This window comes from Streptomyces sp. H27-D2 (assembly GCF_035828615.1).
GTDB lineage: Bacteria > Actinomycetota > Actinomycetes > Streptomycetales > Streptomycetaceae > Streptomyces.
Genome location: NZ_JAYMZR010000007.1, coordinates 77,472 through 100,603, shown reverse-complemented (window position 1 = coordinate 100,603; position 23,132 = coordinate 77,472). Strand labels below are relative to the sequence as shown.

Genomic DNA, 23,132 nt, shown 5'->3' with positions numbered 1-23,132 from the left:
GCGCGCCCTTCGGCACGCCGTGGCTGGTCAGCTCACGCGAGCCGGTAGGCCCCTATATCCGTAGATCCGTATCAGGGGCCCGTGTCGGCTTGATCAGCCTTCGGACTTCGGCGTGGCCTTCTTGGGAGCGGGCGTGCCGCCCGTCGTCTTCTTGGCCGCGGCGGGCTGCGCGGCGGTCTTCTTGGCGGTGGGCTGCGAGGAACTCGCGGCCGACTGGTCGGCGGCGGCCGCGTCGGACGACGAATCCGTGGTCGAGGCCGAGCCGGAGGCCGTCGTGGACTCCTCCGTCGTGGACTTCTCGGCTGCGGGCTGCGGGTCCGGCTCGATCGCCACGGCGACCTCCTCGACCTGCTCGGCTGCCGCGCCGCGCCAGCTGTCCACCGCGCCGCGACCGCGCTCGGCCAGCTCGTCATACGTCTCGCGCGCCTTGACGGCGTACTCCGCCGCCCGGCCGACGCCCTGCAGGGCGAGGTCCTGCGCGGAGTCGCGCAGCTTCTTGATGTCGGTGTCGATGCTGCCGAGGGCGCCGTTGATCCTGCTCTGGGCTTCCCTGGCCTGCTGCGTCACGCGCTCCTGCACGACCTTGGGGTCGGTGGCCCGAACAGCCGCGATGCGCTCGGGAGCCTCGGCGCGGATCTTCTCGATCAGCGCCGGCACCTCCTTGAGCTTCTCGGCGGCGAGATCGGCGGTGCCGGCCACGGCGTAGAGGGGGGTGGCGTCGGAGAGGGTCTTGCGCAGATCGTCGGTGATGGCCATGGTGATGGTCCTCCGGGATCGGGTCAGGTCGATCAGGTCAGGTTCGGGGGTGTGGCTTCATCTCGGGTCGTACCGGTGCTGCGGGTCCTGCGGGTCGGGCGGGCCTTGCCGGCGGCACTGGCAGTGCCGTCCGCGGGGCGCTCGTCCGTCCCGGCCGGAGACGGGTCCACGACCTCGACGGCCTCGATGACGTCCGCCGTCGCGGGGACGTCGCCGGTCGCCGCGCTCCCGCGGGGCGCGACCGCCTCGGCTATCAGGCCGTTCTCCTTGCGGAAGGCCTCATAGATCTGCAGCAGCACCTGCTTCTGCTGCTCGCTGATGGTCGGGTCGGTGAGGATCGCACTGCTGACCTCAAGCCCGTCCCGGTCCCGCTCATCGAGGATTCCGGCCTGGACGTACAGCGTCTCGGCGGAAATCCGCAGCGCCTTCGCGAGCTGCTGCAGGATGTCCGCACTGGGCTTGCGCAGTCCGCGCTCGATCTGGCTGAGATACGGATTGGACACCCCGGCGGCATCGGCGAGCTGCCGCAACGACAGCTGCGCGTTGCGGCGGTGCTCCCGCAGGAACTCACCGAGATTGCCGACCTTGAGTGAAGCCATGCCTTGATGCTGCCGCATCCTTGCTAACTTTTGCAAGCGCCTGCTTGCAAAAGTGTCGTGTCGCACAGATTGCGGGAATGTTGCGGACCCAGCCGGCCCCACAGCTGTGGAACCCCACCCATACGGACAGCGTCCCGCACCGGGAGGAGTTGCCGCCGAAATCAGCCGCAGGGCGTCGCGGAGCGGAACAGGGCGCTCATCAGGTTGATCGCATGGGTTGAGGGGGCGCAGATCGTGGCGAAGAGCAAGGTCCGGGGCGAGGCTGAGGGTGGTATTGAGGGCGGCGACGGTGTCGAAGGCGGCGACGGTGTCGAAGCCGGTGCCGCGAAACGGGCCGTGAACGGCAGTGCGGGCGGGCTGCGGCGGGCCTCCCTGCTCATGGTCGTCGGGACCGTCGTGTCGCGTGCCACCGGGCTGGTCCGGCTGGTGTTGCAGGGCGCGGCGCTCGGGTCCGGGCTGTTGGCCAGTACGTACAACACGGCCAACGTCGTGCCCGCGAGCCTCTACACGCTGTTGATCGGCGGCGCGCTGAACGCCGTGCTGGTGCCGCAGTTGGTGCGGGCCCGGGTCGAGCACCAGGACGGCGGGCGGGCCTACCAGCAGCGGTTGGTCACGCTCGTGCTGTGCGTTCTCGCGGTCGGTACGGCCCTCGCGGTCTGGGCCGCTCCGCAGATCGTCGGGGTGTATATGGCCGACTCGCCGAAGAATCACGCGGCGTTCGAACTCACCGTGGTCTTCGCCCGCTTCCTGCTGCCGCAGATCTTCTTCTACGGGCTGTTCAGCATCCTGGGCCAAGTACTCAACGCCCAGGGCAAGTTCGGCGCGATGATGTGGACGCCGGTGCTCAACAACGTTGTGCTGATCGCCATGTTCGGCCTCTACCTCGGCGTGCTGACCGCCCCGCACACCGTCGCGGACATCGCCCCGGATCAGGTGCGGCTGCTCGGCATCGGCACCACGCTCGGCATCGTGCTGCAAGCCGTCGCGCTGATCCCCTACGTGCGCGGGGCCGGCCTGGGGCTGCGACCGCGCTTCGACTGGCGGGGCGCCGGGCTGCGCAAGAGCGTCGCCGCCGCCCGCTGGACGCTGCTGTTCGTCCTGGTCAACCAGGTCGCCCTGACCGTCGTGACCCGCTACGCCAACGCCGCTGACGACGCGCTGCCCAAGGCCGGCGCGGGGTTCACCGCGTACGCCTACGCGCAGACCATCTGGATGCTGCCGCAGTCGATCGTCACGGTCTCGCTGGTCACCGCCCTGCTGCCGAGGATGAGCCGCGCGGTGGCCGAACATCGACTGGACGACCTGCGCGGGGATCTCTCCAAGGCGCTGCGGGTCAGCGGAGTCGTCATCGTCCCGGCGGCCTTCTTCTTCCTGGCCTTCGGGCCGCAGATAGCGTCGCTGCTGTTCGCGCACGGGGCGGCGGACGCGGCTTCCGCGCAGCCGCTGGGGTACATGCTCCAGGCGTTCGGGCTCGGGCTGATCCCGTTCTCCGCGCAGTACCTGCTGCTGCGCGGGTTCTACGCCTTCGAGGACACCCGTACGCCGTTCTGGATGGCGGTGTGGATCGGCTCCGTCAATATCGCGCTGGCCGCCCTGTGCCACCAACTGCTGTCCGCCCGCTGGGCGGTCACCGGGATGGCAGCCGGGTACACCGTCTCGTACGGCGTGGGTCTGCTGATCACCGCGTCCCTGCTGCGCCGACGCCTCGACGGCCGCCTGGACGGCAAGCGGCTCAGCCGCACCTACGGCAAGCTGACCGTCGCCGCGCTGTCGGCCGGGGCGCTGGGCTGGGGCGTGGCCCGCGCCGGTTCCCGGGTCGTCGCCATGGATGCCTTCGCGGCTACGGGGCTGTCGCTGGCCGCCGGTGGCGTGACCATGGTGGTGCTGTTTCTGCTGCTCGCCCGGCTGCTCCGCATAGGTGAGTTGCGGAGTCTGCCGGGCTGCGGTGAGGCGGGGGCGGTTGCTGGCTGGTGCGGCTGGTGCGGCTGGTGCGGCTGGTGCGGCATACGAGGCTGACGCGGCTGAGATGGGGCAGCGGGAGTCGGTGGGGCTGGTGAGTCGGTGGGGGCGCCCCCACCCATCGGCTCAGGCCCCGCCGTCGCCTCGCCCCGCCTTCGTACGACGAGCACCTCGACGCCGTCCAGGATGCGCTCCAGACCCCCCGCCCGCCCCGCTCTCCGTGACTGCTCCGCCGACTACTCCGCCGGTCCCGCCCCGAACAGCTTCAGCAGTTCGGTCTTCTCGAACATCCGCGCCGTGTCGATGGCGGACGGCGTCCCGGCGGTCGGGTCCGCGCCGTGCTCGACCAGGGCCCGTACGACGTCGTCCTCGCCCTTGAAGACCGCCCCGGCCAGCGGGGTCTGGCCCTTGTCGTTCGCCCGGTCGGGGTCGCCGCCGCGCTCCAGCAGCGCCCGTACGGCCGCCGGGTGCCCGTGGTACGCGGCGAGCATGACCAGCGAGTCACCCTTGTCGTTGGTGAGGTTCGCCGGGACACCCGCGTCGACGTAGGCGGCGAGCGTGTCCGTATCCCCGTGCCTGGCCAGGTCGAAGACCTTGCCCGCGAGTTGCAGCACCTCGGGGTCGTGCGCGTGCTCGATCTCGGGGGCCTGCGGGTTCGGGGTCGCGTCGTCGGTCATGGTCCGCCGTCCTTCCTGCTGGCTGCTGCTGCCGCCCTGCTCACGCGGGCCGCGCGGTTGTCGCCACCCTACGTACGGATCGGCCGCAACTCGATGATCGGGAGAGGGGCGGTCGGACAGGTGTCGGCCGGGGCGGCGTCGGCCGGCGGGGTGGCGGCTGTGTGGCGCCAGTCGTCGTAGGCGCGGGCGATACGGGCCGTGCCGGGGGTCGGGGGCAGCCCGAGAGGTTCGCGGGCGCGGGCGAGGACTTCCCGGACCCGCCGCGCGGCGTGGTCGTGCAGCCACCCGCCGCCGTCCGGCCGGCCGCGCAGCGAGACCGCGGTGCGGATCACGTCGGTGTAGACGGACTGGGCCCGCTTGTACGCGAGGTACTGGTCCAGGTCCCGGTCCACGCCCTGCGAAGCGCCGGGGCGCACGGACTCGACGGTCTCGCGCCAGCGCTCGATGACGATCGCCTCCTGAGCCTGTGGATAGCGCATCAGATAGAGGTGCGTCGCGAGGTCGTACACCGGGTCGCCGATCATGGCGAGTTCCCAGTCGATGGTCCAGAGCCGCTGGTCGACGTCGACGATGAAGTTCTCGCGGTGGAGGTCGCCGTGCAGCAGGCAGAAAGGCCGGCGCGCGAGGCCGCCGGCGGCGCTCGCCAGCTTGTCGAGGGCGCCGTCCGGGATGCCCAGGGCGTCGAAGAGGGTTCCGAACACTGGAAGTTGGGCTCGGTACGCCTGCGATTCGGTGAACCGGACGAGGGCCTTGAGGAACGCGCCGGTGTCCTCGTTCTCGGCGTTCTCGGCGTTCTCGGTGTTCTCGGCCCGGTCCTCGTCCTTGGGCCGGCCCTTGTACAGACAGCGGCGCTCGACGTGGTCCAGATCGTAGGGCTTGACGGCCGCCAGGTGGCTGAAGAGTTCCATGATCTGGTCGATATGGCCGATGGGGACGGTATGCCCGGCAGGCCGCCCGTCACCGAGTGTCCGGCCCTCGATGAAGCCGTGGATGACGAACCCCAGGTCCGTCTCGGCCAGCGGAGGCACGCGCGGAATCTTCCGGTCCGCCAGAGCGAGGAGCAACTCGTCCTCTGAGACGAAGCAGCGCCGGTCCAACCAGAGCAGCTCTTCGCGCGGCTCACGGACTTTCACCCGGCCGAATACCGCCAGCGGACTGTCCGCACCGGGACGTACGGCATATGCCTCGTGATGATTCCCTTTCAGCGGACCTTCCACCTGATCTGCGCCCAAAGCCGCTACTTTTCGCAAGGCGATCGATGTCACAGTGGGAACTCTCGGAAACGTTGGGGCGGGGAGGCCAGCACCCTAGCCTCACCTGACTGCGGGGATGCTGCGGATAACTGGAGAAGCGCTGGAATGGTCACGGAAGGGCGGAATAGGGCAAGGGTTCACCCGCCGGAGAGCGGCTCCAGTGACCGGATGACGTCGGTCGCACCGGCGTTGCGCAGTCGCAGGAACCGGCGCTCGTCCTTCGCATAGCCGAGAAAGGCGACATGGGCCGCGTTGGCCGCTGCCACATCGGCGTCCGAGTCCCCGATCATGAGCGCGGCGCCGGGGTGCGTGTGCGTCGATTCCAGGGCGTGCAGCAGACAGGACGGGTGGGGCTTCAGTTCATGCGGTAGCTGCCCTCGGCCGTGGATATGCGCGCCGAAGGGGCGGGCCAGGTTCTCTCTGCGCAAGTACTGTTCCACGGCGTGCCGCGAATTGTTGGTGGCGATCGCGAGGCCGTGGCCGCTCGCGGCGAGCTGCTGAATCAACGGGAGAGCGCCGGGAGTGGCGCGCGCTGTCCGCGTGGCCCGGAGTTCGTGCCGGGTGAGCTCTTGCTCCAGCTCAGCGAACAGGCGTGGACTGATGAGCTCCGCCACCCCGGTCAGTAGCCGCTGTGGGTCCTGGCTGTCGGGCAGAGCGGTCGTCGGTGGGGTGCGCTCGTGGAGCCAATCGCGTAGCGAGTCGGCGATCTCCGAAGCGGGGTACCCAGCGAATAGGTGGCATATCGGACCATCGAAGTCGAAGAGTATGCATTTCGCCGATTCAATGAGGTGACGCGCCGCGTGGATGGCATTCGTCTCTTCGGAGGACGTCTTCACTGTCCAAGTGTCCGATCTTTGGGCAGAGTTGACCAGTATTACTTGAAGAGTCTCCCGGAGCGATCGGTCACTTCGGGGAGGGGGCCGCGCCGGAGCGAGCCGTCGTATCGGGCCTGACCGGTGTTTCGGGGCCGGTCAGCGGATACTCCTCGGCAAGCTCCTCCCACAGGCTGTCGAACCACTGCTGGTAGGTGTCGACCTTCTGCTCCTCCAGCGTCACCCCGATCCCCAGGACATCGACGATATCGACCCAGATGCCGTCCTCGATGAGGACTCGATTCCGCTGCGCGATGTACGGGGCGGTGAAGGCCCTGACCCCGTTGACCAGGTACAACTTCAGCTGCGGCGTCATGGGGACCGCCTTGATCCGCAGATCCACCCGCCGGATGAACCCGCGTCCCTCGAATTGCTGCGCGGTGTTCAGCAGCAATTCGGCCACGTTCTGCGTGATGCCGCGCAGCCGGTCCCGAGGCCGCTCGTCGTCGGGGTTGTCCACGCTCTTCGGCAGCGCCAGCTGGGTGTCCGGGCCGGGCAGCAGCACCCTCAGCCGCAACGAGTCGATGGGCGGGCGGCCCTCCATGTGAGCCTGCTGCTGGCTGAGCGCCATGTTCAGGCTCTCAGCCGTCAAGGTGAAGCAGTCGATGGAAACGCTGTCCGACTCAAAGGCGTAGGTGATCAGATCGCCGATCTCGCCCTCGCCGCTGTCCAGCCCCCGGGCCGCACTCCGGGCCTTGCCGTTGGCGGCGCGCCGTGTGGGCCGGACGACGGTCGGAGGTGCGCCCCGTCCGCCCGTGACGAGGTCTTCGGCCTTGAGGACGTCGATCGCCTGCCGTACGACGCCGCGGGGGACTCCGAACTCGGCTTCCAACGCGGCCTGGGTCGGCAACTGCCCGCCCGCGGGGAGCGCCCCGGAGGCGATGCGTCCCCGTAGCGCCGCCGCTACGTGGTCGTGAGGTCGTTTGCTGCCGTTCGCGGATTCGTCCCGGTGGGTCACCTCAAAACCGTACAACTACATTCCGCACAGTGGGAGTTGTCTGCCAACTTTTCCCTGACTTCCCCGACCTGGGGTGATGCGCCCACACTTGTTGACCAACCCACTGCCTACTCGGTCTACTCGGCGGGCGAGCCGCCGCTAGCCGAGTTTCAGCTCCGATGTGATGTTTTCCCAGTGCGAGTTGAAGTACAGCAGCGCCTGTTCCACGAACGTCGCGTGCCACAGCTCGGGGCTGTCCTGTGAGAGGGCGAAGAGCACCGACTGCATGCCGAGCGTGTCGTACATCTCGACGGAGTCCTGCTCGAACTCCTCCGCGTGTTTCTTGACCGGGTAGAAGGCGAACAGCGCCTCGGAGTTGTTGAGCAGGTACAGCTCGACCGTCGGGTTGAGGGACACCGCCCGCAGCGTGATGTCGATCTCGATGCCGTGCGAGCCGCGCAGCCGCAGCAGGTTGTCGCGCAGGACGCGGGCCTGGGCGTTGCGCTGGGCGAGCCAGCGGCGGTGCGGGCGGTCGTCGTCGCCGTCGTCCACCGGCTTGGGGAAGGCGAGGTCGGTCTCGCTGCTCGGCATGAGCAGCCGGATGGTGATCCGTTCCGGGAGGATGCGGCCGGCGTGGATGTCTTCGAGGGGCTTGCCGAGGGCGAGGGTGAGGGTCGCGGCGGTGAGGCAGTAGGCGTCTATCTCGACGTGGCGGGCGGCGAAGGCGGCCAGGATGCGGGGGGCCAGCGCGGCCATCGCGGTCTGCGGTCTGAAGCCCGCGCCCGGTTCGGCCGCGGGGGGCCGGGCGATGGTCGCGGGGCTGCCCTTGGTCATGTCCGTGAGCAGCCGCTCGGACCGCAGGACTTTCAGCGCCGCGCGGACCGCGCCGCGCGGGACGCTGAACTCGGATGCCAACTCCTGCTGAGTTGGCAGTCTGTCGCCCGGCTGGAGAGTGCCTGCTCGGATGCGGTCACGCAGGGCGCGCGCGACGTCTTCGGGCGACAGCTTCCGTCCCTGGGTTGCAGCGCTCTCTGGGGTCACCACCAAACGGTACAACTTCCGGACATACAGCGGTACTTCTCTGCCAACAGTTTAGAAGATGGTCCCAACTGGGGACACCCCGTAGTGAGTTGGTTAACCAACCTGATCAAGATGGCAAGAGATTGCCGGAGTTGGTTGATCCCCAGCATCGCGTGTCCCGCCCGTCCGACGGCGTATGGGCGCAACTCCCCCGCTCCGTTTCCGTTGACGCTCCTCCCGCCTTGAAGGAGGGACCCCATGCCGTTCGCACTCGCCCTCGCAGCCGTCCTCATCGGCCTCGAACAGATACTCGCTCTTCACTTCGGTCTCATCGGGGTCGTCGGCTTCGTGCTGCTGACCATCGGCCTCAAGGCCAAGAACGTGCCGTGCAGTTGCGCCGGAGCGGTCGTGCTGGCCGTGCTGCTCTACCAGTAGCCGCGCCGTGCTCGCCGGTAGCCGTGCCGCGCTGCCGGTAGCCGAGAAGAGCTTCCGGGATGCCTCCCGCTCCGCTTCGGGGCGGGAGAAGTCCCGCGGAGTCGGGAGTCAGGGAATCAGGGGGAAGGGGGAGAAATGCCGTGGCCGCAACTCGTGGTGGCGTTTCTGGAGGAGTACCTGCAATGGCGCTTCGGGACCGTGTTGGTCCTGGCGCTCGTCCTGGTGACGGCCGGCGCGCGGACCGGGTCGGAGGGGAGTCTGTGCGCCGGAGGCGTGCTGCTCGTGCTGGTGCTGCTGGCCTGGCACGCGTGAGTGGCCGCCGCGGGCGGTGCGGCGGCTGGTAGCCGCCGTGACCGGTAGTCGGTGACCGCTCGTCACGGGGGAGCGGTCACCGCACCACCGGTCCTGAGCCGCACTGCCCGGCTCGGAGCCCACCGCTCGGTCCGTGGCCGCACCGCCCGTTCAGAACACCGCCGGCCCGCTCGGCGGACTGTCCGCGCCGGCCCGCTCAGAAGATGTCCGGGCACCAAGGCCGGCGGGCCGTCCGCAGCAGCGCTTCGGCCCTGGCCGCGGCGCCCGGACGTTCCTCCGACACGCGGCCCAGCGCCGCCAGCCGGACCGCCGACTCGTCGCCGAGGTAGAGGGCCCCCAGTTCGCCGACGTCCAGCGCGAGGTGCGCGGATTCGGTGGTCGGGGCGCAGGACGCGCCGTCGGGCCCCGCGTCGAGCCGGTAGCGGCCGGCCGCCAGGCCCGCGCGGTCGTGGACCTCCAGCACCAGCGAGCCCGCGGCCGGGTAGCTGCGGGCTTCGAGCAGCGCGGGCACGTCCAGCGGGCGGAGCCACAGGAAGTCCGCGTGGGTGCGGACCCTGGCCGCGCGCGGGTTGCCGAGCAGCAGCGGCAGCAGGTCGTCGGGGGCGCGGTAGCCGCTGTTGACCGTGGTGATCCAGTCGACGGAGAGCAGGAAGCGCCACAGGGCGCGCTCGGCGTCGGGGGTGACCGCGATCAGGTCGTCGACCGTCGCCGTGTTCTGCGCGAGCTTGGCTTCCCAGCGGTCGTCGCTGGTGTAGGAGAGCAGGCCCTGCACCTCGCCGGACGCGTCGCGGTAGACGGCGTGGAACGGCTCGGTCCAGGGGAGCGAGGGGATGCGCAGTGCGCCGGTGTCCAACTGCCACTTGCGGTCGGTCCGGTCGATCACGCCGTGCCGTACGGCGCTCATCCGCTCGTGCAGCTTCGGCCCCAGGGCCCGTACGTCCGCGCCGTCGACGAAGTCCACCCGGCCGCCGTCCTCCGGCCCCGACCAGCGCGGGTCGAGCCCCGCCCGGCCCGCCTCGACCTGCCACTCGGTGGTCCAGCTCGCGGGCCCGAAGCCGTACCGCCCGTAGATCGGATACTCGGCGGCGATCAGTGTGGAGACGGCGTCGCCGCGTTCCTTGGCCTGCGCCTGGTCCTCCGTGATCATGCGGCTGAGCAGGCCGCGCCGCCGGTGCGTGGGCGACACCGTGACAGCGCTGACCGCGTTCGCCGCGACCGAGCCGCCGCCGGGCACCGAGAGCCGCTGGACGAAGCTGCGGTACGTGGCGACGCAGCGGCCCTCGTCGAAGGCCCCCAGCCTGCGGTCCGTGGCCGCATCCCCACGCCGTATCGCCACCTCCTCCTCGGACACGACGGGCTGCCGGAGGAAGCCGACGTTCACGGCGCGCAGCCAGTCGGCCAGTTCGGAGTCGGTGACCTTACGGACTTCGAGGCTCATGCCGCCCACGCTAGGCAGGCCCGCTCAGAAAGTCGCGCGAATTTCGCCGACCCGCTCGCCGCCGCCGAACAGCGGCTGATCCTCGATCCGGGCCAGCGCCGGCGCGTCCACGCCCATGCCGCGCAGCGCGCGGGCCAGCACCGGTCCCAGCGCCCGCTTCGCGCCGTCGTCGATCTTGAAGGCGAGCGCCCGGCCGTCCGGCAGCGCGACGGCCTGGACCGCCTCGGCGCCCTCCTTGGCCAGTACGCCCGGCAGCTCGCGCATCAGCCAGCTGTCCGACCGCCGGGTGCCCGCGACGTACTCCGGGTGGGCGCGCATCGCGTCCGCGACGCGGCGCTCGGGGGAGCCGGGGCCGGCCAGCACGAAGGTCCGGAAGGCGCGGGCCAGGCCGGTGAGCGAGATCGCCATCAGGGGCGCTCCGCAGCCGTCCGTGCCGATGTGCTCGACGCGCTCGCCGCTCGCGGACTCGACGCTGGTCAGGACCAGCTGCTGCAACGGGTGGTCCTGGTCGAGGTAGGAGTCCAGCGGCCAGCCGTTCACGGCGCAGGCGGCGAGCATCGCGGCGTGCTTGCCGGAGCAGTCCATCAGGATGCGCTCGGGCCCGCCGCCCGCCGCGAGGCGGACCTCGGCCTCGGTCTCGTCCAGCGGCAGCGAGGGCGGGGTCCGCAGGTCCGTCTCGGACAGTCCGTGCTCGGTGAGCATCTTGCGGATGAGATCGAGGTGAAAGCTTTCCGCGGAGTGGCTCGCGGCGGCCAGCGCGAGCCGCTCGCCCGACAGGTCCAGCCCGGCCCGCAGCACCGCCGCCGCCTGCATCGGCTTGTTGCTGGAGCGCGGGAAGACCGGCGCGGTCGTGTCGCCGAGCGCCAGCTCCACACTGCCGTCGGCGGCCAGCACCACCAGCGAGCCGCGGTGGTGCCCCTCCACGAACCCGGAGCGGACGAGCTCCGCGAGGACGGGGGGCGCGGCGGACGTACGGGGCGCGGCGGCGGGGGACGGTGACGCGCCGGCTGAGCCGGACGCACCCGCTGCCGGGCCGCCGGATATACCGGCTGAACCGGCGTCGCTGGGGGTGTCGCCAGGGGTGGAGGTCATTGTCGGCCTTCCGGGGGTCGGTGCCGGCCCGATCCCCCGGGCTTGTGGCCGCTGTCAGGAGAGCAGGTCGTCTACTTGGGCTTCGCCGTCACGGTACCTGCGGGCGATCTCCGTGCTGCAATCGTCCGCCGTCCGTTGCAGCTGCTGCCGCTGCCGCGACACCTGCTGCTCGTAGCGGACCAGCCGGCCCATCGCGACCGTCAGGTCCTCGTCCGTGCGGGCCACCAGGTCGGACAGCTCGACCTCGGACAGCATCTCGGCCGCGAGCTTCTGGTACGCCTCGCTGTGCGGCATCCCGAGCGTCACATGCCGGGCCGAGGAGCGCACCCGCGAGGGCACGTCCGCGAGGATCTCCGACAGCCGGTCGACGACCTGCGACTCCGGGTCCTTCGGACCCAGGTCCCTGCGGCGCGCCTGCTCGGCCCGCAGGATGTCGATCCGGCCCTGGAGCAGCCGCCGTACGTAGCTCAGGTCCGCCTCGTCCTGCTGCGAGGAGCGGCGCAGCGCGCGCAGCTCGGGCAGCCGCAGGGCGCCCAGCTCGGGGAGTGGCTCTTCGGGCTCCGGGCCGCGTTGCAGCGGCGGGCGGAGCAGTGCCTCGGAAGCGGACCCGGCCTGGGACATGGAGCCATCCTCGGTGCGCGGTGGAGCGGAGCGAGCGGTTGTCGTCGTACGGACGGTGGGCCTCGTCCGTACGGTCGGTACCGGACCGGGTGTCTGCCCGGCGCCAGGTGTACTCATGCGTATTCCGTCCCCTCGTCCGGTGCGGAGCCAGGTCGAACAGAGCTGAGGTGCGCACCGCCTACCGGCATCGTGCCACTGCGGGTGGCAGGTGTGCAGCGGCTCCGGGTCCGAACAGCCCGTGTGGGGGTACGGACGTTCGGCCGGAGGGACGCAGTGCATGATGTCCCGTATGCGTGCTGTGGTGCAGAGGGTGGACGGGGCGAGCGTCGTCGTGGACGGCGAGACGGTCGCCGAGGTGGTGGGGGAGGGACTGTGCGTGCTGGTAGGAGTCACGCACGGGGACACTGAGGACAAAGCGGCTCAACTGGCACGCAAGCTCTGGTCCGTACGGATTCTGGAGGGCGAGAAGTCCTGCTCGGATGCCGGGGCTCCGCTGCTGGTCATCTCGCAGTTCACTCTCTACGGTGACGCCCGCAAGGGGCGTCGGCCCACCTGGAACGCGGCGGCGCCGGGCGAGATCGCCGAGCCGCTCGTGGACGAGGTCGTCGCACAGCTGCGCGCGCTGGGCGCGGACGTGCGGACGGGCCGGTTCGGAGCGGACATGAAGGTCTCGCTCACGAACGACGGCCCGTTCACGGTGATCATCGAGGTCTGAGAGGTCTGGGAGGTCTGGGAGACCGGACAGACCTGAGAGATCGGACAGACTTGACGGACCGGACAGACCTGAGCGGTCTGAAAGATCCGGGGAGTCGCGCGCCGCGCTCAAGGCGCTACGACGACCTCCTGGGCCGCGGCGGTGTTGTCCGCGAGCAGGTTCGCGTCCAGCGGCACGTTCCGCTTGATCAGCGCGAGGGCGATCGGGCCCAGCTCGTGGTGGCGCGCCGAGGTGGTGATGAAGCCCAGCTGGCGGCTGTCGGGGCCCTCGGCGGCGAGCCGGACCGGGGCGCCGTGGGCCGGCAGGGTGACTCCGCTGCCGTCCAGGTGCAGGAAGACCAGCCGGCGCGGCGGCTTGCCGAGGTTGTCGACGCGGGCCACCGTCTCCTGGCCGCGATAGCAGCCCTTCTGGAGGTGGACGGCGCTGCCGAGCCAGCCCAGCTCGTGCGGGATCGTGCGGTGGTCCGTCTCCATGCCGAAGCGCGGGCGGTGCTCCTCGACGCGCAGCGCCTCCAGCGCCATCGAGCCGATCGCCGGACCGTGCTCGGCGGCGAACAGCTCCAGCTCGGCGCGGGGCAGGAAGAGGTCGCGGCCGTGCGCGGTCTCGCGGGCGGTGGCGCCCTTGGGCGTCTCGGTGATCGAGCCCGCCGGGAGGTGCACGATCGCGTAGTCGGGTGTCCGGTCGGCGACCTCGACCTGGTAGAAGAACTTCATGCTGTCCAGGTAGGCGATCAACTCGCCCTGGGTGCCGGGCTCGACGTGCGCCCAGGTCGTCTCGCCGTCGTCCACGAGGTAGAGCGCGTGCTCGATGTGGCCGTTCGCGGTGAGGATGAGCGCCTCGGTGGCCTGCCCGGCCGGCAGCTCGCTGACGTGCTGGGTGATGAGCAGATGCAGCCAGCTCAGCCGGTCGGCTCCGGTGACCGCGACCACGCCGCGGTGCGAGAGGTCCACGAAACCGCCGCCGCCGGCGAGGGTGCGTTGCTCGCGGAACAGGTCGCCGTAGTGCGCGGCGACGCCTTCGTCCGGGCCCTCGGCGGCTACCGCGCGCGGGAGCGTCAGCAAGGGACTGGCATAAGGAAGTGGCTGCATGCGCCCAGCCTACGACCCGGCGTCCGGCTTCCTACCGGCCGGACGCCTTAACGGGCGCTGCGGGGCTGTGGGTCGCCCTGCGCGGGCTTGGCGGGGGTGACGGTCTTGGCGGGCTTGGGGCGTTTGGCAGCCGCAGCGGCCGTACCGGTCGTACCGGTCGTGTCGGCCGCGCCGGGCTCGGCAGCCGCACTCGTCCTGCCGGCCGCCGTGCCGCTCTTCTTCGCCGGGCCGCCCGGGCCGCCCGGGTCCGCCGCGGCGGCCTTGGCGGTGCAGGGGGCGCAGCGGCCGAAGATCGCGAAGTGCCGCAGGTCGGTCTCGAAGCCGTAGGTCTCGCGGAGCGTGGACGTGAACGGCTCGGCGGTGGAGACGTCGGTCTCGATGACCTCGGTGCAGTCCCGGCAGACCAGGTGGATGTGGTGGTGCCGGTCGGCGAGGTGGTACGTCGGCGCGCCGTGTCCGAGGTGGGCGTGGCTGACGAGGTCCAACTCCTCCAGCAGCTCCAGGGTGCGGTAGACCGTGGAGATGTTGACCCCGCCGGCGGTGCGCCGCACCTCGGTGAGGATCTCGTCCGGCGTCGCGTGTTCCAGCCGGTCGACCGCCTCCAGCACGAGCTGGCGCTGCGGGGTCAGCCGGTACCCGCGGCTTCGGAGGTCGCTCTGCCAGTCGGTGGTCACCACGCCCCCAGTGTAGGAGGCGGGCCGTCCGGCGCGTGCGTTGCGGCCGGGGGCGGCGCTCGCGCGGAGCGCGTATGCGGGAGTGACGGGTCGCTTGCCGGGGGCCCGCTACTTGAAGAAGGCGATTACTTGAAGAAGGCGATGCCGTCGTCGGGGAGGTCCGCGAGGTCCTTGGCCCACTCGCTCGGGTCGACGACCTTCTTGAGGTGCGCGGACATGTACGGGCGCATCGTGACCTCGGGGGTGGCCTTCTCGCCGACCCACATCAGGTCGCCCTTGACGTAGCCGTAGAGCCGCTTGCCGCCGGAGTACGGGGCGGCGGAGGCGGTGCGCGCGATGGCGTCGGTGACGAGGTCGATCTGCGGCTTCTGGTCGGCCAGGTCGCCGTACCAGATCTCGACGACACCCTGGTCGCGGACCATCACGACCTCGACCTTGCGGTCCTTGTCGATGCGCCAGTAGCCGCTCTCGGTCTCCAGCGGACGGATCTTGTTGCCCTCGGCGTCGAGCACCCAGCTGTGCGAGACGTACTCCAGGAAGTCGCGGCCGTCCTGGCTGAAGGTCGCCTCCTGTCCGAAGTTGTACTTCTCGGACTCGGGGCCGCCGTCGCTCTCCAGCGGGGCGGCGACGCCCGCGCCCGCCCAGTTGCCGAGCAGGAAGGCGATCGGAAGGAGGTCCGGATGGAGGTCGGACGGGATCTGGATCATCAGCTCAGGCGATCTGTGTAGAGAGCGGCGGGGTGGAGCGTGGGGCGAGCAGCGGGGCGCGGAGCGGTCAGCGCTGTCCCTGGTAGAGCTTCTTCACGGTGAGGACGGCGAACGCCGCGACGGCGACGGCGACCAGGACCAGCAGGGCGGTGAATACTGCCTCAAGCACGAGCGTGCTCCTCGGACGGAGTGAGGGTTACGGACCGCTGCCGAGTGTAGTCCGCGCCGCAGGGGGTTCCCCGTTTAGGGTGAGCGCATGGCGAACAAGCTCGTGATCAAGGTGACAGCGGGTACGGACGCGCCCGAGCGGTGCTCGCAGGCGTTCACGGTGGCGGCGGTCGCCGTCGCCAGCGGCGTCGAGGTGTCGCTGTGGCTGACCGGCGAGTCGGCGTGGTTCGCGCTGCCGGGCCGGGCCGCGGAGTTCGAGCTGCCGCACGCTGCGCCGCTGCCCGAGCTGATCGAAAGCATCCGGGCGGCCGGACAGATCACGCTGTGCACGCAGTGCGCGGCGCGCCGGGACATCGGCGAGAAGGATGTCCTGGCGGGCGTGCGGATCGCCGGCGCGCAGGTTTTCGTGAGCGAGATCATGGCCGACGGCGTGCAGGCGCTGGTCTATTAGCGCGGCTGCGCCGACTCGGCGCTACCGGCCGCGCGGTTACTTTCGTCCCACCAGCTACTTCTCGTCCCACCAGCGGTCGTCGGGCCCGCGCCGGTTCGCGACGATCGCCGCGCACGGCGGGATCACCATCGCGACCACGCACATGCCGACCGCCGCCGGGATGGACCACAGCCGCACCACGCCCCAGGCCAGCACGAAGAGCGCGATGCAGGTCCCCATCATCGCGAAGTACCAGTGGCGGCGTCGCGCGTACATGCCTCCACCGTACGTCCGCGGTCCCGGCTGCGGTCGCGGCTGCGGCGGCGTCCGTACGCCGCTCAGCACGGAGGGCCGCACCCCGCAAAAGGCGTCCAACCCCTGGGGTGCGGCCCTCCGGCCGGTCAGTGCCGCGTACGACGGCTGCCTACGACGGCTGCCTACGACGGCTGCGTAATACGGCCGCGTACGGCGGCTGCCGTCAGACCGCGATCGCGACGTCCGCGGCCGCGCCCCGCTGGGCGACGACCGTACGGTCCGCGGTCGCGCCCGGGACGAGGGCGCGCAGCGTCCAGGTGCCGGGGGCGGCGAAGAAGCGGAATTGGCCCGTGGCCGAGGTCGGGACCTCGGCGGTGAACTCGCCGCCGCCGTCGAGGAGACGCACGTAGCCGGTGACCGGCTCGCCGTCACGGGTGACGGAACCCTGGATGATCGTCTCGCTCGCCACGTCGACTCCTGCCAGGTCCGGTCCGCCGGTCTTTGCTCCACACATAACTGATCCCTCGGTGGTTCTGATCGCGTATCGCGGTCGGTCGATGATGATGCGGCGCTCAGCTCTTGTTGGGGCCGAGCTCGATCGGCACGCCGACCAGGGACCCGTACTCGGTCCAGGAGCCGTCGTAGTTCTTGACGTTCGCCTGGTCGAGCAGCTCGTGCAGGACGAACCAGGTGAGCGCCGAGCGCTCACCGATGCGGCAGTACGCGACGGTGTCCTTCGCCAGGTCGATGCCCTCGGCCTGGTACAGCGCCTTGAGCTCGTCGTCCGACTTGAAGGTGCCGTCGTCGTTGGCGTTCTTCGACCACGGGATGTTGCGGGCGCTCGGGATGTGGCCCGGACGCTGCGACTGCTCCTGCGGGAGGTGGGCCGGCGCGAGCAGCTTGCCGCTGAACTCGTCGGGGGAGCGGACGTCGACCAGGTTCAGCGTGTCGATCGCGGCGAGGGCGTCGTCGCGGTAGGCACGGATCGAGGTGTCCTGGGCCTTGGCCTTGTAGGTCGTGGCGGGACGGGTCGGGACCGCGTCGACCAGGTCGCGGGAGTCGAGCTCCCATTTCTTGCGGCCGCCGTCGAGGAGCTTCACGTCCTGGTGGCCGTAGAGCTTGAAGTACCAGTAGGCGTACGAGGCGAACCAGTTGTTGTTGCCGCCGTAGAGCACGACCGTGGTGTCGTTGCCGATGCCCTTGGCCGACAGCAGCTTCTCGAAGCCCGCCTGGTCGATGAAGTCGCGGCGCACCGGGTCCTGGAGGTCGGACTTCCAGTCGATGCGGACGGCGTTGCGGATGTGGTTCTTCTCGTACGCGGAGGTGTCCTCGTCGACCTCGACGATGGCGACCTTCGGGTCCTCGATGTGGGCCTCGACCCAGTCGGCGTCTACAAGGACGTCGCTGCGGCTCATGGTGTTCTCCTCCGGGGCGATTGCGGCGGGGCGGGTGCTGCGGGATGCGGCGGTGCACCCGGTTTCGCGCGGCGGGGCGGCGAGCGCGGCGCTGCGCGGGGGGTGCGGAATGCGGGGGCGGCCCGGTGCGGGAAGGCACGGATGGGGCCTTGGGGAGCGTGAGCGGGCGACCCCGTCAGAGGCTGCGACAGAGCATGGCGGCGACGCGGCACAGGTCGATTGCCCGCCGCTTCGTAAGATCCGCCTGTCGCTTCATGGGACCGATCGTAGGGATGCACAGGCGGCGCTGTCACCGGCGTGTCGTATGGTGAGACAGGATCGTCCACGATGTGGGATGCGGGGTCGGCTCGGAGAGCGCGGAAGGCATGGGGGAGCGCCCGTGCGGCGGGTTTTCTGCCGTACGGACGTGGGTGTCTCAGAGGTTGGACCATCCGGGGGTTCGGAGCGCGGGAGAGGGCGGTTCGGGCTCGTGCGTTCGAGTGCTGAGGTCCCGAAGAGTTCGCCGAGGTGCCAAGGTGCCGAAGAGTTCGAGGTGCTGAGGTCCCGAGGAGGGGGGCAGCCCACGACGCGGCGGCTTGGGTGGGCTGCGGCAGCCCACGACGCGGCGGCCTGGGGCTGCCGCAGCGCGCGGCACGAAGGCCAGCGGGCTGCCGCGTCAGCCCGCGAGCTCGACGTTCGAGCCGATGACCGAGACCTCGATGCCGTCCCGGGTGGCCTCGACCTTGTCGAGCTTGAGGCCGGCCGGCAGACCCTCGATCCTGCGCTCGAAGTCGATCTTCTCGCGGATGACCTTCTCCAGCCCGGGGATCTCCGAGCCGGGCACCGCCTCGGCGTGCAGCTTGACCGTGTCGCCGCCGACGATGCTCACCGTGCTGACGACGTTGCGCTCCAGGGTGCGGCCCAGCACCGTGGCTCGCGCGGTGACCTTCACCTGGCTCGTGCCGGCCTTGTCCTGGCCGCCGTACGAGACGGCGACGCCCTCTTCGGCGGCCTTCGACAGGTCCGCGTACGAGATGCTGCCCGAGCCGGTGGCGCGGTTCGCGACGGCGGAGGAGAAGTTGTTCGAGATCGCCACGTCGTGCAGCTGCGCCGACATCTTGGTGATCGTGAGCGAACGGCCGCCCGAGCTGGCCTGTATCCCGCTGAGGTCGGCGTCGACCTCGTCGAGCGAGCCGTTCGCGACCTGGGTCAGGAACGGGAAGCCTTTGATCGAGACGTCCGGGGCGCCGGTCAGGCCCTGGGTGTTCTGGATCTTGTCGGCCGCCTCGGACTCGGCGAAATTGACCGCGATGCGGTCGGCGGCCACGAACAGGCCGCCGAGAACCACAGCGAGGATGATCAGTATTCGCAGTGCGCGCATCGTTCTTTCGTCCCCCACGGTCGTGAACTCATGCCCCCTGGAGCGCCGAGCCTAGCCGGACGGACTCCGGTTCGCGGCTTAACCCAGTGCCCTGCCGATCACGTACACGACGGGCGCGGCGGCGGCCAGCGGCAGCGCGACCCCCGCTGTGAGGTGCACAAAGCGCGACGGGTAGTCGTAGCTGGCCACCCGCAGGCCGATCAGCGCGCAGGCTCCGGCGGCCAGGCCCAGCAGCGCGCCGGACGGGCCGAGGCCGGTCAGTTCGCCCGCCGCGATGCCCGCACCGGCCGCCGCGACCAGTGCGACGACGGGGGCGGCGGCCGACGGCAGCGGCAGCGCGCGGGCCAGCGCCGCGACGCCCACCGCGATGGCGCCGACGATGACGGCGTCGGCGGACGCCATCAGGAAGCCGGCCGCGAGGACGGTCACGACGGTCGAGGCGACGGCGGCCGTCAGCGCGTACAGCCGCTCGTCCGGATCGCTGCGGTTGCGCAGCTGGAGGACCAGCGCCAGCAGGCCCCACGCGCCGAGTGTGCCGACGGTGACGGTGGCCGCGTGCTCGCTTTCCGCCGCGAGCAGCGCGATGTCGGCGGCCAGGCCGCCCGCGAACGCGAGGGCGATGCCCTGACGCGCGGGCCACATGCCGTTCAGCCGGAACCAGCCGGCGGCGGTGACCGCCTGGAGCAGCGCCACGGCGACGGCCAGCGGGAAGCGGCCCGCCCACGCGGTGAGCGCGAGCAGCACGGCGAGCGTGGCGGTCAGCGCGGCGGGCCTGAACCCCGGCGAGAGGATCTGCGGACGCCCCTGCGCGCGCGCCAGATCGGCGGCGGTGGGGGCGGCGGCGGAGGCGGTGCCGGCGGGGGTGTGGCCGCCGGGGGCGCGCGTGGGGTTGTTCGCGCCGGGGCCTGCGCTGGTGTGCGCGGGCGTGGCGGCGCGCTCCGGGGTGGAGCCGTACGGGTTCTGCGCCTGCCAACTGTTGTCGCGGGCGTGCGTCGCGGAGGCGTCCCACGCGGTGGCGGCCTGCGGCGATACGGCCTGCGGCGATACGGCCTGCGGCTGGGGCGGGTATCCGTAGCCCTGGGCTTCGCCATATTCGCCATAGGTGTTGCCGGCGCTGCTTGCCGCGCCCCCGTAGCCGTATTCGCCGGTGCCGCCAGGGGCGGGCGCGCCGGTGCCGCCGTACGACGGGGTCTGCTCGGGCGGAAGCGGGCCCGAGCCCGGTGCCGATCCCGAGCCCGGTGCCGATCCCGGTGCCGGCCCCGCGCCCGGGGCCTGGCTCGCGCTCTGGGTCGGGAGGTACGCGGTGTCGGCGGCGGCCTGCTGGGACTGCTGCCCCCGCTGGTCGTAGCCGCCCTCCTGGAAGGTCAGGCCATCCCAGGTCTGGTTCTGCGGCGCGTCGTCGTAGCCGGGAGAGGCCGCATACGGGGCGGCCGGGTCGGCCGGGGCGCCGTACGCGGGCTGCTGCCCGTACTGCTGCGCCGGCCGGCCGGGCTGGTCACCGGGGTGCTGCGCCGGCTGCCCCGCGTGCCGGCCCCGGTCGCCGGGCTGCTGCGGCCAGCCGTCCGGCTGCTGCCCGTACTGGCCGGACGGCTCCTGCGGGGCGTACGGCTCCTGCGGGGCATACGGCTCGGGGGCGTACGCCTGCGGCTCGTACGCCGGGGGCTCGTACGCCGGGGGCTCGTACGTCTGCGGGTCGTACGCCCGGGGCTCGTACGCCTGCGGGTCGTACGCCTGCGGGTCGTACGCCTGCGGGTCGTACGGCTCGGGCTCGTAGCGCTGCTCGGGCTCGTGCGGCCCGTAAGGGTTGTGCGGCTGGTTGCTCATGCTGTCGGGCTCATCCTCCTGCGAACGGCGGGAGCACCTCGACTGTGCCGCCCTCGGCCAGTTGGACCGTGCGATGGTCGCGGGTGCCGACGGGGTCGCCGTCCACCAGGTACGAGCAGCGCAGCAGTACGCGCGCGAACTCGGGGCGCGCCGCGTGCCGTGCGCGCGCCGCGTCCAGCGCCTCGGCCAGTGTGCGCGCGGCGTACGGCTCCTCGGGGAGGCCGGCGGCGGACTTGGCCGCGGCCCAGTACCGGATCGTGCCGGTCCTGACCGTGCCGGCCGGGGCGCTGTCACTCGCCGCGCCGCCCGCGGCGGGGGTGCCCGCCGTGTCTGTCGCTGCCATGGCGACCCCTTCCTGCTCGTCTGCCTGTCGCGCGCTGCCGCCCTCCATGATGGCGGGTCCGCGCCGCGCTTCCGGCACGGGCGAGTTTCCCACCCCGGGCGCCGCCCGCGCCGTGCGGCCCGCCCGACGGCGTCGTTCGTCGGCGGGATCTCACGCCCCGGCCAAGCTCCGGAAAAGAAAAGGCCCGCTCAAGGGTTCGCTCGCTAAGGTGCGCGGTGTGCTGGTCAGACTTACGCGGGCGTATCTCAAGCCCTACTCAAAACCCATTGCCCTGGTCGTGCTGCTGCAGCTTGTGCAGACACTCGCGACGCTCTATCTGCCGACGCTCAACGCGGACATCATCGACAACGGTGTCGTCACGGGTGACACCGGCTACATCCTGCGGTTCGGCGGCTACATGGTCGCTGTGACACTGCTCCAGATCGTCTGCGCCATCGGCGCGGTCTACTTCGGCGCGAGTACCGCCATGGCGCTCGGCCGGGATCTGCGCGCCGCCGTCTTCGACCGGGTGCAGTCGTTCTCGGCCCGCGAGGTCGGACAGTTCGGCGCGCCCTCGCTGATCACCCGTACGACCAATGACGTGCAGCAAGTGCAGATGCTGGTGCTGATGACCTTCACGCTGATGGTCTCCGCGCCGATCATGTGCGTCGGCGGCATCGTGATGGCGCTCAACCAGGACGTGCCGCTGTCCGGGCTGCTGCTGGTCATCGTGCCGGTCCTGGGCATCATCGTCTCGCTCGTCGTCCGCCGGATGCGGCCGCTGTTCCGCGGCATGCAGACCCGGATCGACACGGTGAACCGGGTGCTGCGGGAGCAGATCACCGGCATCCGGGTCATCCGCGCGTTCGTCCGCGACGACCACGAGCGGGCGCGCTTCGCCAAGGCCAACACCGAGCTGATGGACGTGTCCGTACGGGCCGGCCGGCTGATGTCGCTGATGTTCCCGACCGTGATGCTCGTCGTGAACGTGTCGAGCGTCGCCGTGATGTGGTTCGGCGGGCAGCGCATCGACAGCGGGGACATGCGGATCGGCGCGCTGACCGCGTTCCTCAGCTATCTGATGCAGATCCTGATGGCCGTGATGATGGCCACCTTCATGTTCATGATGGTGCCGCGCGCCGAGGTGTGCGCCGAGCGCGTCCAGGAGGTGCTGGGCACCGACTCCAGCGTCGTGCCGCCGACCTCGCCCGTCGCCGACGTCGCCCGGCACGGCCATCTGGAGCTGCGGGGCGTGGAGTTCCGCTATCCGGGGGCCGAGGAGGCGGTGCTGCGCGAGGTGACGCTGACCGCCAGGCCCGGCGAGACCACCGCTGTCATCGGTTCCACCGGCAGCGGCAAGACGACCTTGCTGAATCTGGTGCCGCGGTTGATGGACGCGACCGGGGGCAGCGTGCTGGTCGACGGCGTGAACGTACGCGAACTCGACCCGGTGGTGATGGCCGAGGTCATCGGGCTGGTCCCGCAGAAGCCGTACCTCTTCTCCGGCACCGTCGCCTCCAACCTGCGCTACGGCAAGCCCGACGCCACCGACGCGGAGCTCTGGCACGCGCTGGAGGTCGCGCAGGCACGGGACTTCGTCGAATCCCTCGCCAAGGGGCTGGACGCCCCCATCGCGCAGGGCGGCGGCAATGTCTCCGGCGGCCAGCGGCAACGCCTGGCCATCGCGCGCGTCCTGGTCCGCCGCCCGGAGATCTACCTCTTCGACGACTCCTTCTCGGCCCTCGACTACGCCACCGACGCCCGGCTGCGCGCCGCGCTCAGCCAGGAGACGCAGCAGGCCACCGTCGTCATCGTCGCCCAACGGGTCAGCACCATCCGCGACGCCCACCGCATCGTCGTCCTCGACGAGGGCCGCGTCGTCGCGACCGGCACCCACAGCACCCTCATGGACCCGCTCACCGGCGACCACACCTACCGGGAGATCGTCCTCTCCCAACTCACCGAACAGGAAGCAGCATGAGCGCCCCGGGAGCGGACAAGAACGGCGCGCGGGACAGCGGCGCGCACGACAAGAGCGCGCACGACAGCGGCGTGCCCGGCAAGAGCGTGCCCGGCAAGAGCGTGCCCGGCGACAGCGCGGACCACGCCGGCGGGCCGAACGTGAGCGACGGGCCGAACGTGAGCGACGAGCCCGATACCGCCATAGCAGACACCGCCGCCACCGCCGAAACAGCCGAAACAG

26 protein-coding genes are annotated in these 23,132 nt (G+C 70.9%); 6 read left to right on the top strand and 20 right to left on the bottom strand.

The genetic code is table 11. From position 1 onward, the window contains the following. Positions 1 to 93: 93 nt before the first annotated feature. Positions 94 to 756 (bottom strand): hypothetical protein, encoded by a 663-nt coding sequence (locus tag QMK28_RS05050; RefSeq protein ID WP_326435754.1) that lies wholly within the window; start codon positions 754 to 756, stop codon positions 94 to 96. Positions 757 to 788: 32 nt separating this feature from the next. After that, on the bottom strand, positions 789 to 1,355 hold the full coding sequence (locus QMK28_RS05045; protein WP_326435753.1) for a helix-turn-helix domain-containing protein: 567 nt from the start codon (positions 1,353 to 1,355) through the stop codon (positions 789 to 791). Positions 1,356 to 1,733: 378 nt separating this feature from the next. On the opposite strand from QMK28_RS05045, the gene murJ reads away from it, so the two are divergent. Continuing rightward, positions 1,734 to 3,371: a murein biosynthesis integral membrane protein MurJ gene (gene murJ / locus QMK28_RS05040; protein WP_443050544.1), complete on the top strand. Its 1,638-nt coding sequence runs from the start codon at positions 1,734 to 1,736 to the stop codon at positions 3,369 to 3,371. A 179-nt stretch (positions 3,372 to 3,550) separates the two neighbouring features. Here murJ and QMK28_RS05035 read toward each other — a convergent pair whose 3' ends face one another. From QMK28_RS05035 to QMK28_RS05015, 5 genes are all read right to left on the bottom strand, one after another. Further along, positions 3,551 to 3,991, bottom strand: a complete 441-nt coding sequence (locus QMK28_RS05035) for an ankyrin repeat domain-containing protein (RefSeq protein ID WP_326435752.1) — start codon at positions 3,989 to 3,991, stop codon at positions 3,551 to 3,553. Positions 3,992 to 4,059: 68 nt separating this feature from the next. Beyond that, a complete protein-coding gene (locus QMK28_RS05030; protein WP_326435751.1) occupies positions 4,060 to 5,124 on the bottom strand; it encodes a phosphotransferase in 1,065 nt (354 codons plus the stop codon). A 257-nt stretch (positions 5,125 to 5,381) separates the two neighbouring features. Beyond that, positions 5,382 to 6,080, bottom strand: a complete 699-nt coding sequence (locus QMK28_RS05025) for an HAD family hydrolase (protein WP_326435750.1) — start codon at positions 6,078 to 6,080, stop codon at positions 5,382 to 5,384. Positions 6,081 to 6,147: 67 nt separating this feature from the next. Then, on the bottom strand, positions 6,148 to 7,074 hold the full coding sequence (locus QMK28_RS05020; RefSeq protein WP_326435749.1) for a FadR/GntR family transcriptional regulator: 927 nt from the start codon (positions 7,072 to 7,074) through the stop codon (positions 6,148 to 6,150). A 138-nt stretch (positions 7,075 to 7,212) separates the two neighbouring features. Continuing rightward, entirely contained in the window at positions 7,213 to 8,094 is an 882-nt protein-coding gene (locus QMK28_RS05015) for a winged helix-turn-helix domain-containing protein (RefSeq protein WP_326435748.1), read from the bottom strand. Positions 8,095 to 8,331: 237 nt separating this feature from the next. Here QMK28_RS05015 and QMK28_RS05010 point away from each other — a divergent pair, with 237 nt between their 5' ends. Next, positions 8,332 to 8,508, top strand: coding sequence for a hypothetical protein (locus QMK28_RS05010; RefSeq protein WP_326435747.1), 177 nt, complete (start codon positions 8,332 to 8,334; stop codon positions 8,506 to 8,508). Positions 8,509 to 8,643: 135 nt separating this feature from the next. Next, the gene (locus QMK28_RS05005; protein ID WP_326435746.1) at positions 8,644 to 8,820 is read left to right on the top strand and encodes a hypothetical protein; all 177 of its coding nucleotides are present in this window, start codon (positions 8,644 to 8,646) and stop codon (positions 8,818 to 8,820) included. Positions 8,821 to 9,016: 196 nt separating this feature from the next. On the opposite strand, the gene QMK28_RS05000 is transcribed toward QMK28_RS05005, so the two are convergent. From QMK28_RS05000 to QMK28_RS04990, 3 genes are read right to left on the bottom strand one after another with little or no spacing between them, the layout of a single operon-like run. Continuing rightward, positions 9,017 to 10,258 carry a GNAT family N-acetyltransferase gene (locus tag QMK28_RS05000; protein WP_326435745.1) on the bottom strand — a complete coding sequence of 414 codons (1,242 nt, stop codon included), beginning with the start codon at positions 10,256 to 10,258 and terminating at the stop codon, positions 9,017 to 9,019. Positions 10,259 to 10,282: 24 nt separating this feature from the next. After that, the gene (locus QMK28_RS04995) at positions 10,283 to 11,350 is read right to left on the bottom strand and encodes an asparaginase (protein WP_326435744.1); all 1,068 of its coding nucleotides are present in this window, start codon (positions 11,348 to 11,350) and stop codon (positions 10,283 to 10,285) included. Between the two features lie 54 nt (positions 11,351 to 11,404). Beyond that, positions 11,405 to 12,088, bottom strand: a complete 684-nt coding sequence (locus tag QMK28_RS04990; protein WP_326435743.1) for an RsiG family protein — start codon at positions 12,086 to 12,088, stop codon at positions 11,405 to 11,407. A gap of 172 nt (positions 12,089 to 12,260) precedes the next feature. Here QMK28_RS04990 and dtd point away from each other — a divergent pair, with 172 nt between their 5' ends. Then, positions 12,261 to 12,686: a D-aminoacyl-tRNA deacylase gene (gene dtd, locus QMK28_RS04985; protein WP_326435742.1), complete on the top strand. Its 426-nt coding sequence runs from the start codon at positions 12,261 to 12,263 to the stop codon at positions 12,684 to 12,686. A gap of 107 nt (positions 12,687 to 12,793) precedes the next feature. Here dtd and ygfZ read toward each other — a convergent pair whose 3' ends face one another. From ygfZ to QMK28_RS04970, 3 genes are all read right to left on the bottom strand, one after another. Continuing rightward, positions 12,794 to 13,774 carry a CAF17-like 4Fe-4S cluster assembly/insertion protein YgfZ gene (gene ygfZ / locus QMK28_RS04980; protein ID WP_326435741.1) on the bottom strand — a complete coding sequence of 327 codons (981 nt, stop codon included), beginning with the start codon at positions 13,772 to 13,774 and terminating at the stop codon, positions 12,794 to 12,796. Between the two features lie 47 nt (positions 13,775 to 13,821). Beyond that, positions 13,822 to 14,451, bottom strand: a complete 630-nt coding sequence (locus QMK28_RS04975; RefSeq protein ID WP_443050538.1) for a Fur family transcriptional regulator — start codon at positions 14,449 to 14,451, stop codon at positions 13,822 to 13,824. A gap of 122 nt (positions 14,452 to 14,573) precedes the next feature. Beyond that, on the bottom strand, positions 14,574 to 15,155 hold the full coding sequence (locus QMK28_RS04970; RefSeq protein WP_326435740.1) for an FABP family protein: 582 nt from the start codon (positions 15,153 to 15,155) through the stop codon (positions 14,574 to 14,576). Positions 15,156 to 15,411: 256 nt separating this feature from the next. On the opposite strand from QMK28_RS04970, the gene QMK28_RS04965 reads away from it, so the two are divergent. After that, complete coding sequence (locus tag QMK28_RS04965; RefSeq protein WP_326435739.1) at positions 15,412 to 15,774, top strand: DsrE family protein; 363 nt, start codon at positions 15,412 to 15,414, stop codon at positions 15,772 to 15,774. A gap of 54 nt (positions 15,775 to 15,828) precedes the next feature. Here the strand turns inward: QMK28_RS04965 and QMK28_RS04960 are convergent, their stop codons facing one another. The 7 genes from QMK28_RS04960 to QMK28_RS04935 all read right to left on the bottom strand — a co-directional run bounded on the left by QMK28_RS04960 (position 15,829) and on the right by QMK28_RS04935 (position 20,863). Continuing rightward, positions 15,829 to 16,029: a DUF3099 domain-containing protein gene (locus QMK28_RS04960; protein WP_326435738.1), complete on the bottom strand. Its 201-nt coding sequence runs from the start codon at positions 16,027 to 16,029 to the stop codon at positions 15,829 to 15,831. Between the two features lie 202 nt (positions 16,030 to 16,231). After that, positions 16,232 to 16,522: a DUF1416 domain-containing protein gene (locus QMK28_RS04955; RefSeq protein WP_326435737.1), complete on the bottom strand. Its 291-nt coding sequence runs from the start codon at positions 16,520 to 16,522 to the stop codon at positions 16,232 to 16,234. A 58-nt stretch (positions 16,523 to 16,580) separates the two neighbouring features. Continuing rightward, a complete protein-coding gene (locus QMK28_RS04950) occupies positions 16,581 to 17,423 on the bottom strand; it encodes a sulfurtransferase (RefSeq protein ID WP_326435736.1) in 843 nt (280 codons plus the stop codon). A 175-nt stretch (positions 17,424 to 17,598) separates the two neighbouring features. Then, entirely contained in the window at positions 17,599 to 17,679 is an 81-nt protein-coding gene (locus QMK28_RS34165; RefSeq protein WP_443050543.1) for a putative leader peptide, read from the bottom strand. Positions 17,680 to 18,078: 399 nt separating this feature from the next. Next, a complete protein-coding gene (locus QMK28_RS04945; protein WP_326435735.1) occupies positions 18,079 to 18,783 on the bottom strand; it encodes an LmeA family phospholipid-binding protein in 705 nt (234 codons plus the stop codon). Positions 18,784 to 18,861: 78 nt separating this feature from the next. Next, positions 18,862 to 20,607 (bottom strand): hypothetical protein, encoded by a 1,746-nt coding sequence (locus QMK28_RS04940; protein ID WP_326435734.1) that lies wholly within the window; start codon positions 20,605 to 20,607, stop codon positions 18,862 to 18,864. Positions 20,608 to 20,617: 10 nt separating this feature from the next. Further along, the gene (locus QMK28_RS04935) at positions 20,618 to 20,863 is read right to left on the bottom strand and encodes a MoaD/ThiS family protein (RefSeq protein WP_326435787.1); all 246 of its coding nucleotides are present in this window, start codon (positions 20,861 to 20,863) and stop codon (positions 20,618 to 20,620) included. 304 nt (positions 20,864 to 21,167) lie between these two features. On the opposite strand from QMK28_RS04935, the gene QMK28_RS04930 reads away from it, so the two are divergent. Next, the gene (locus QMK28_RS04930) at positions 21,168 to 22,910 is read left to right on the top strand and encodes an ABC transporter ATP-binding protein (RefSeq protein ID WP_326435733.1); all 1,743 of its coding nucleotides are present in this window, start codon (positions 21,168 to 21,170) and stop codon (positions 22,908 to 22,910) included. Positions 22,911 to 23,132 lie beyond the last annotated feature (222 nt).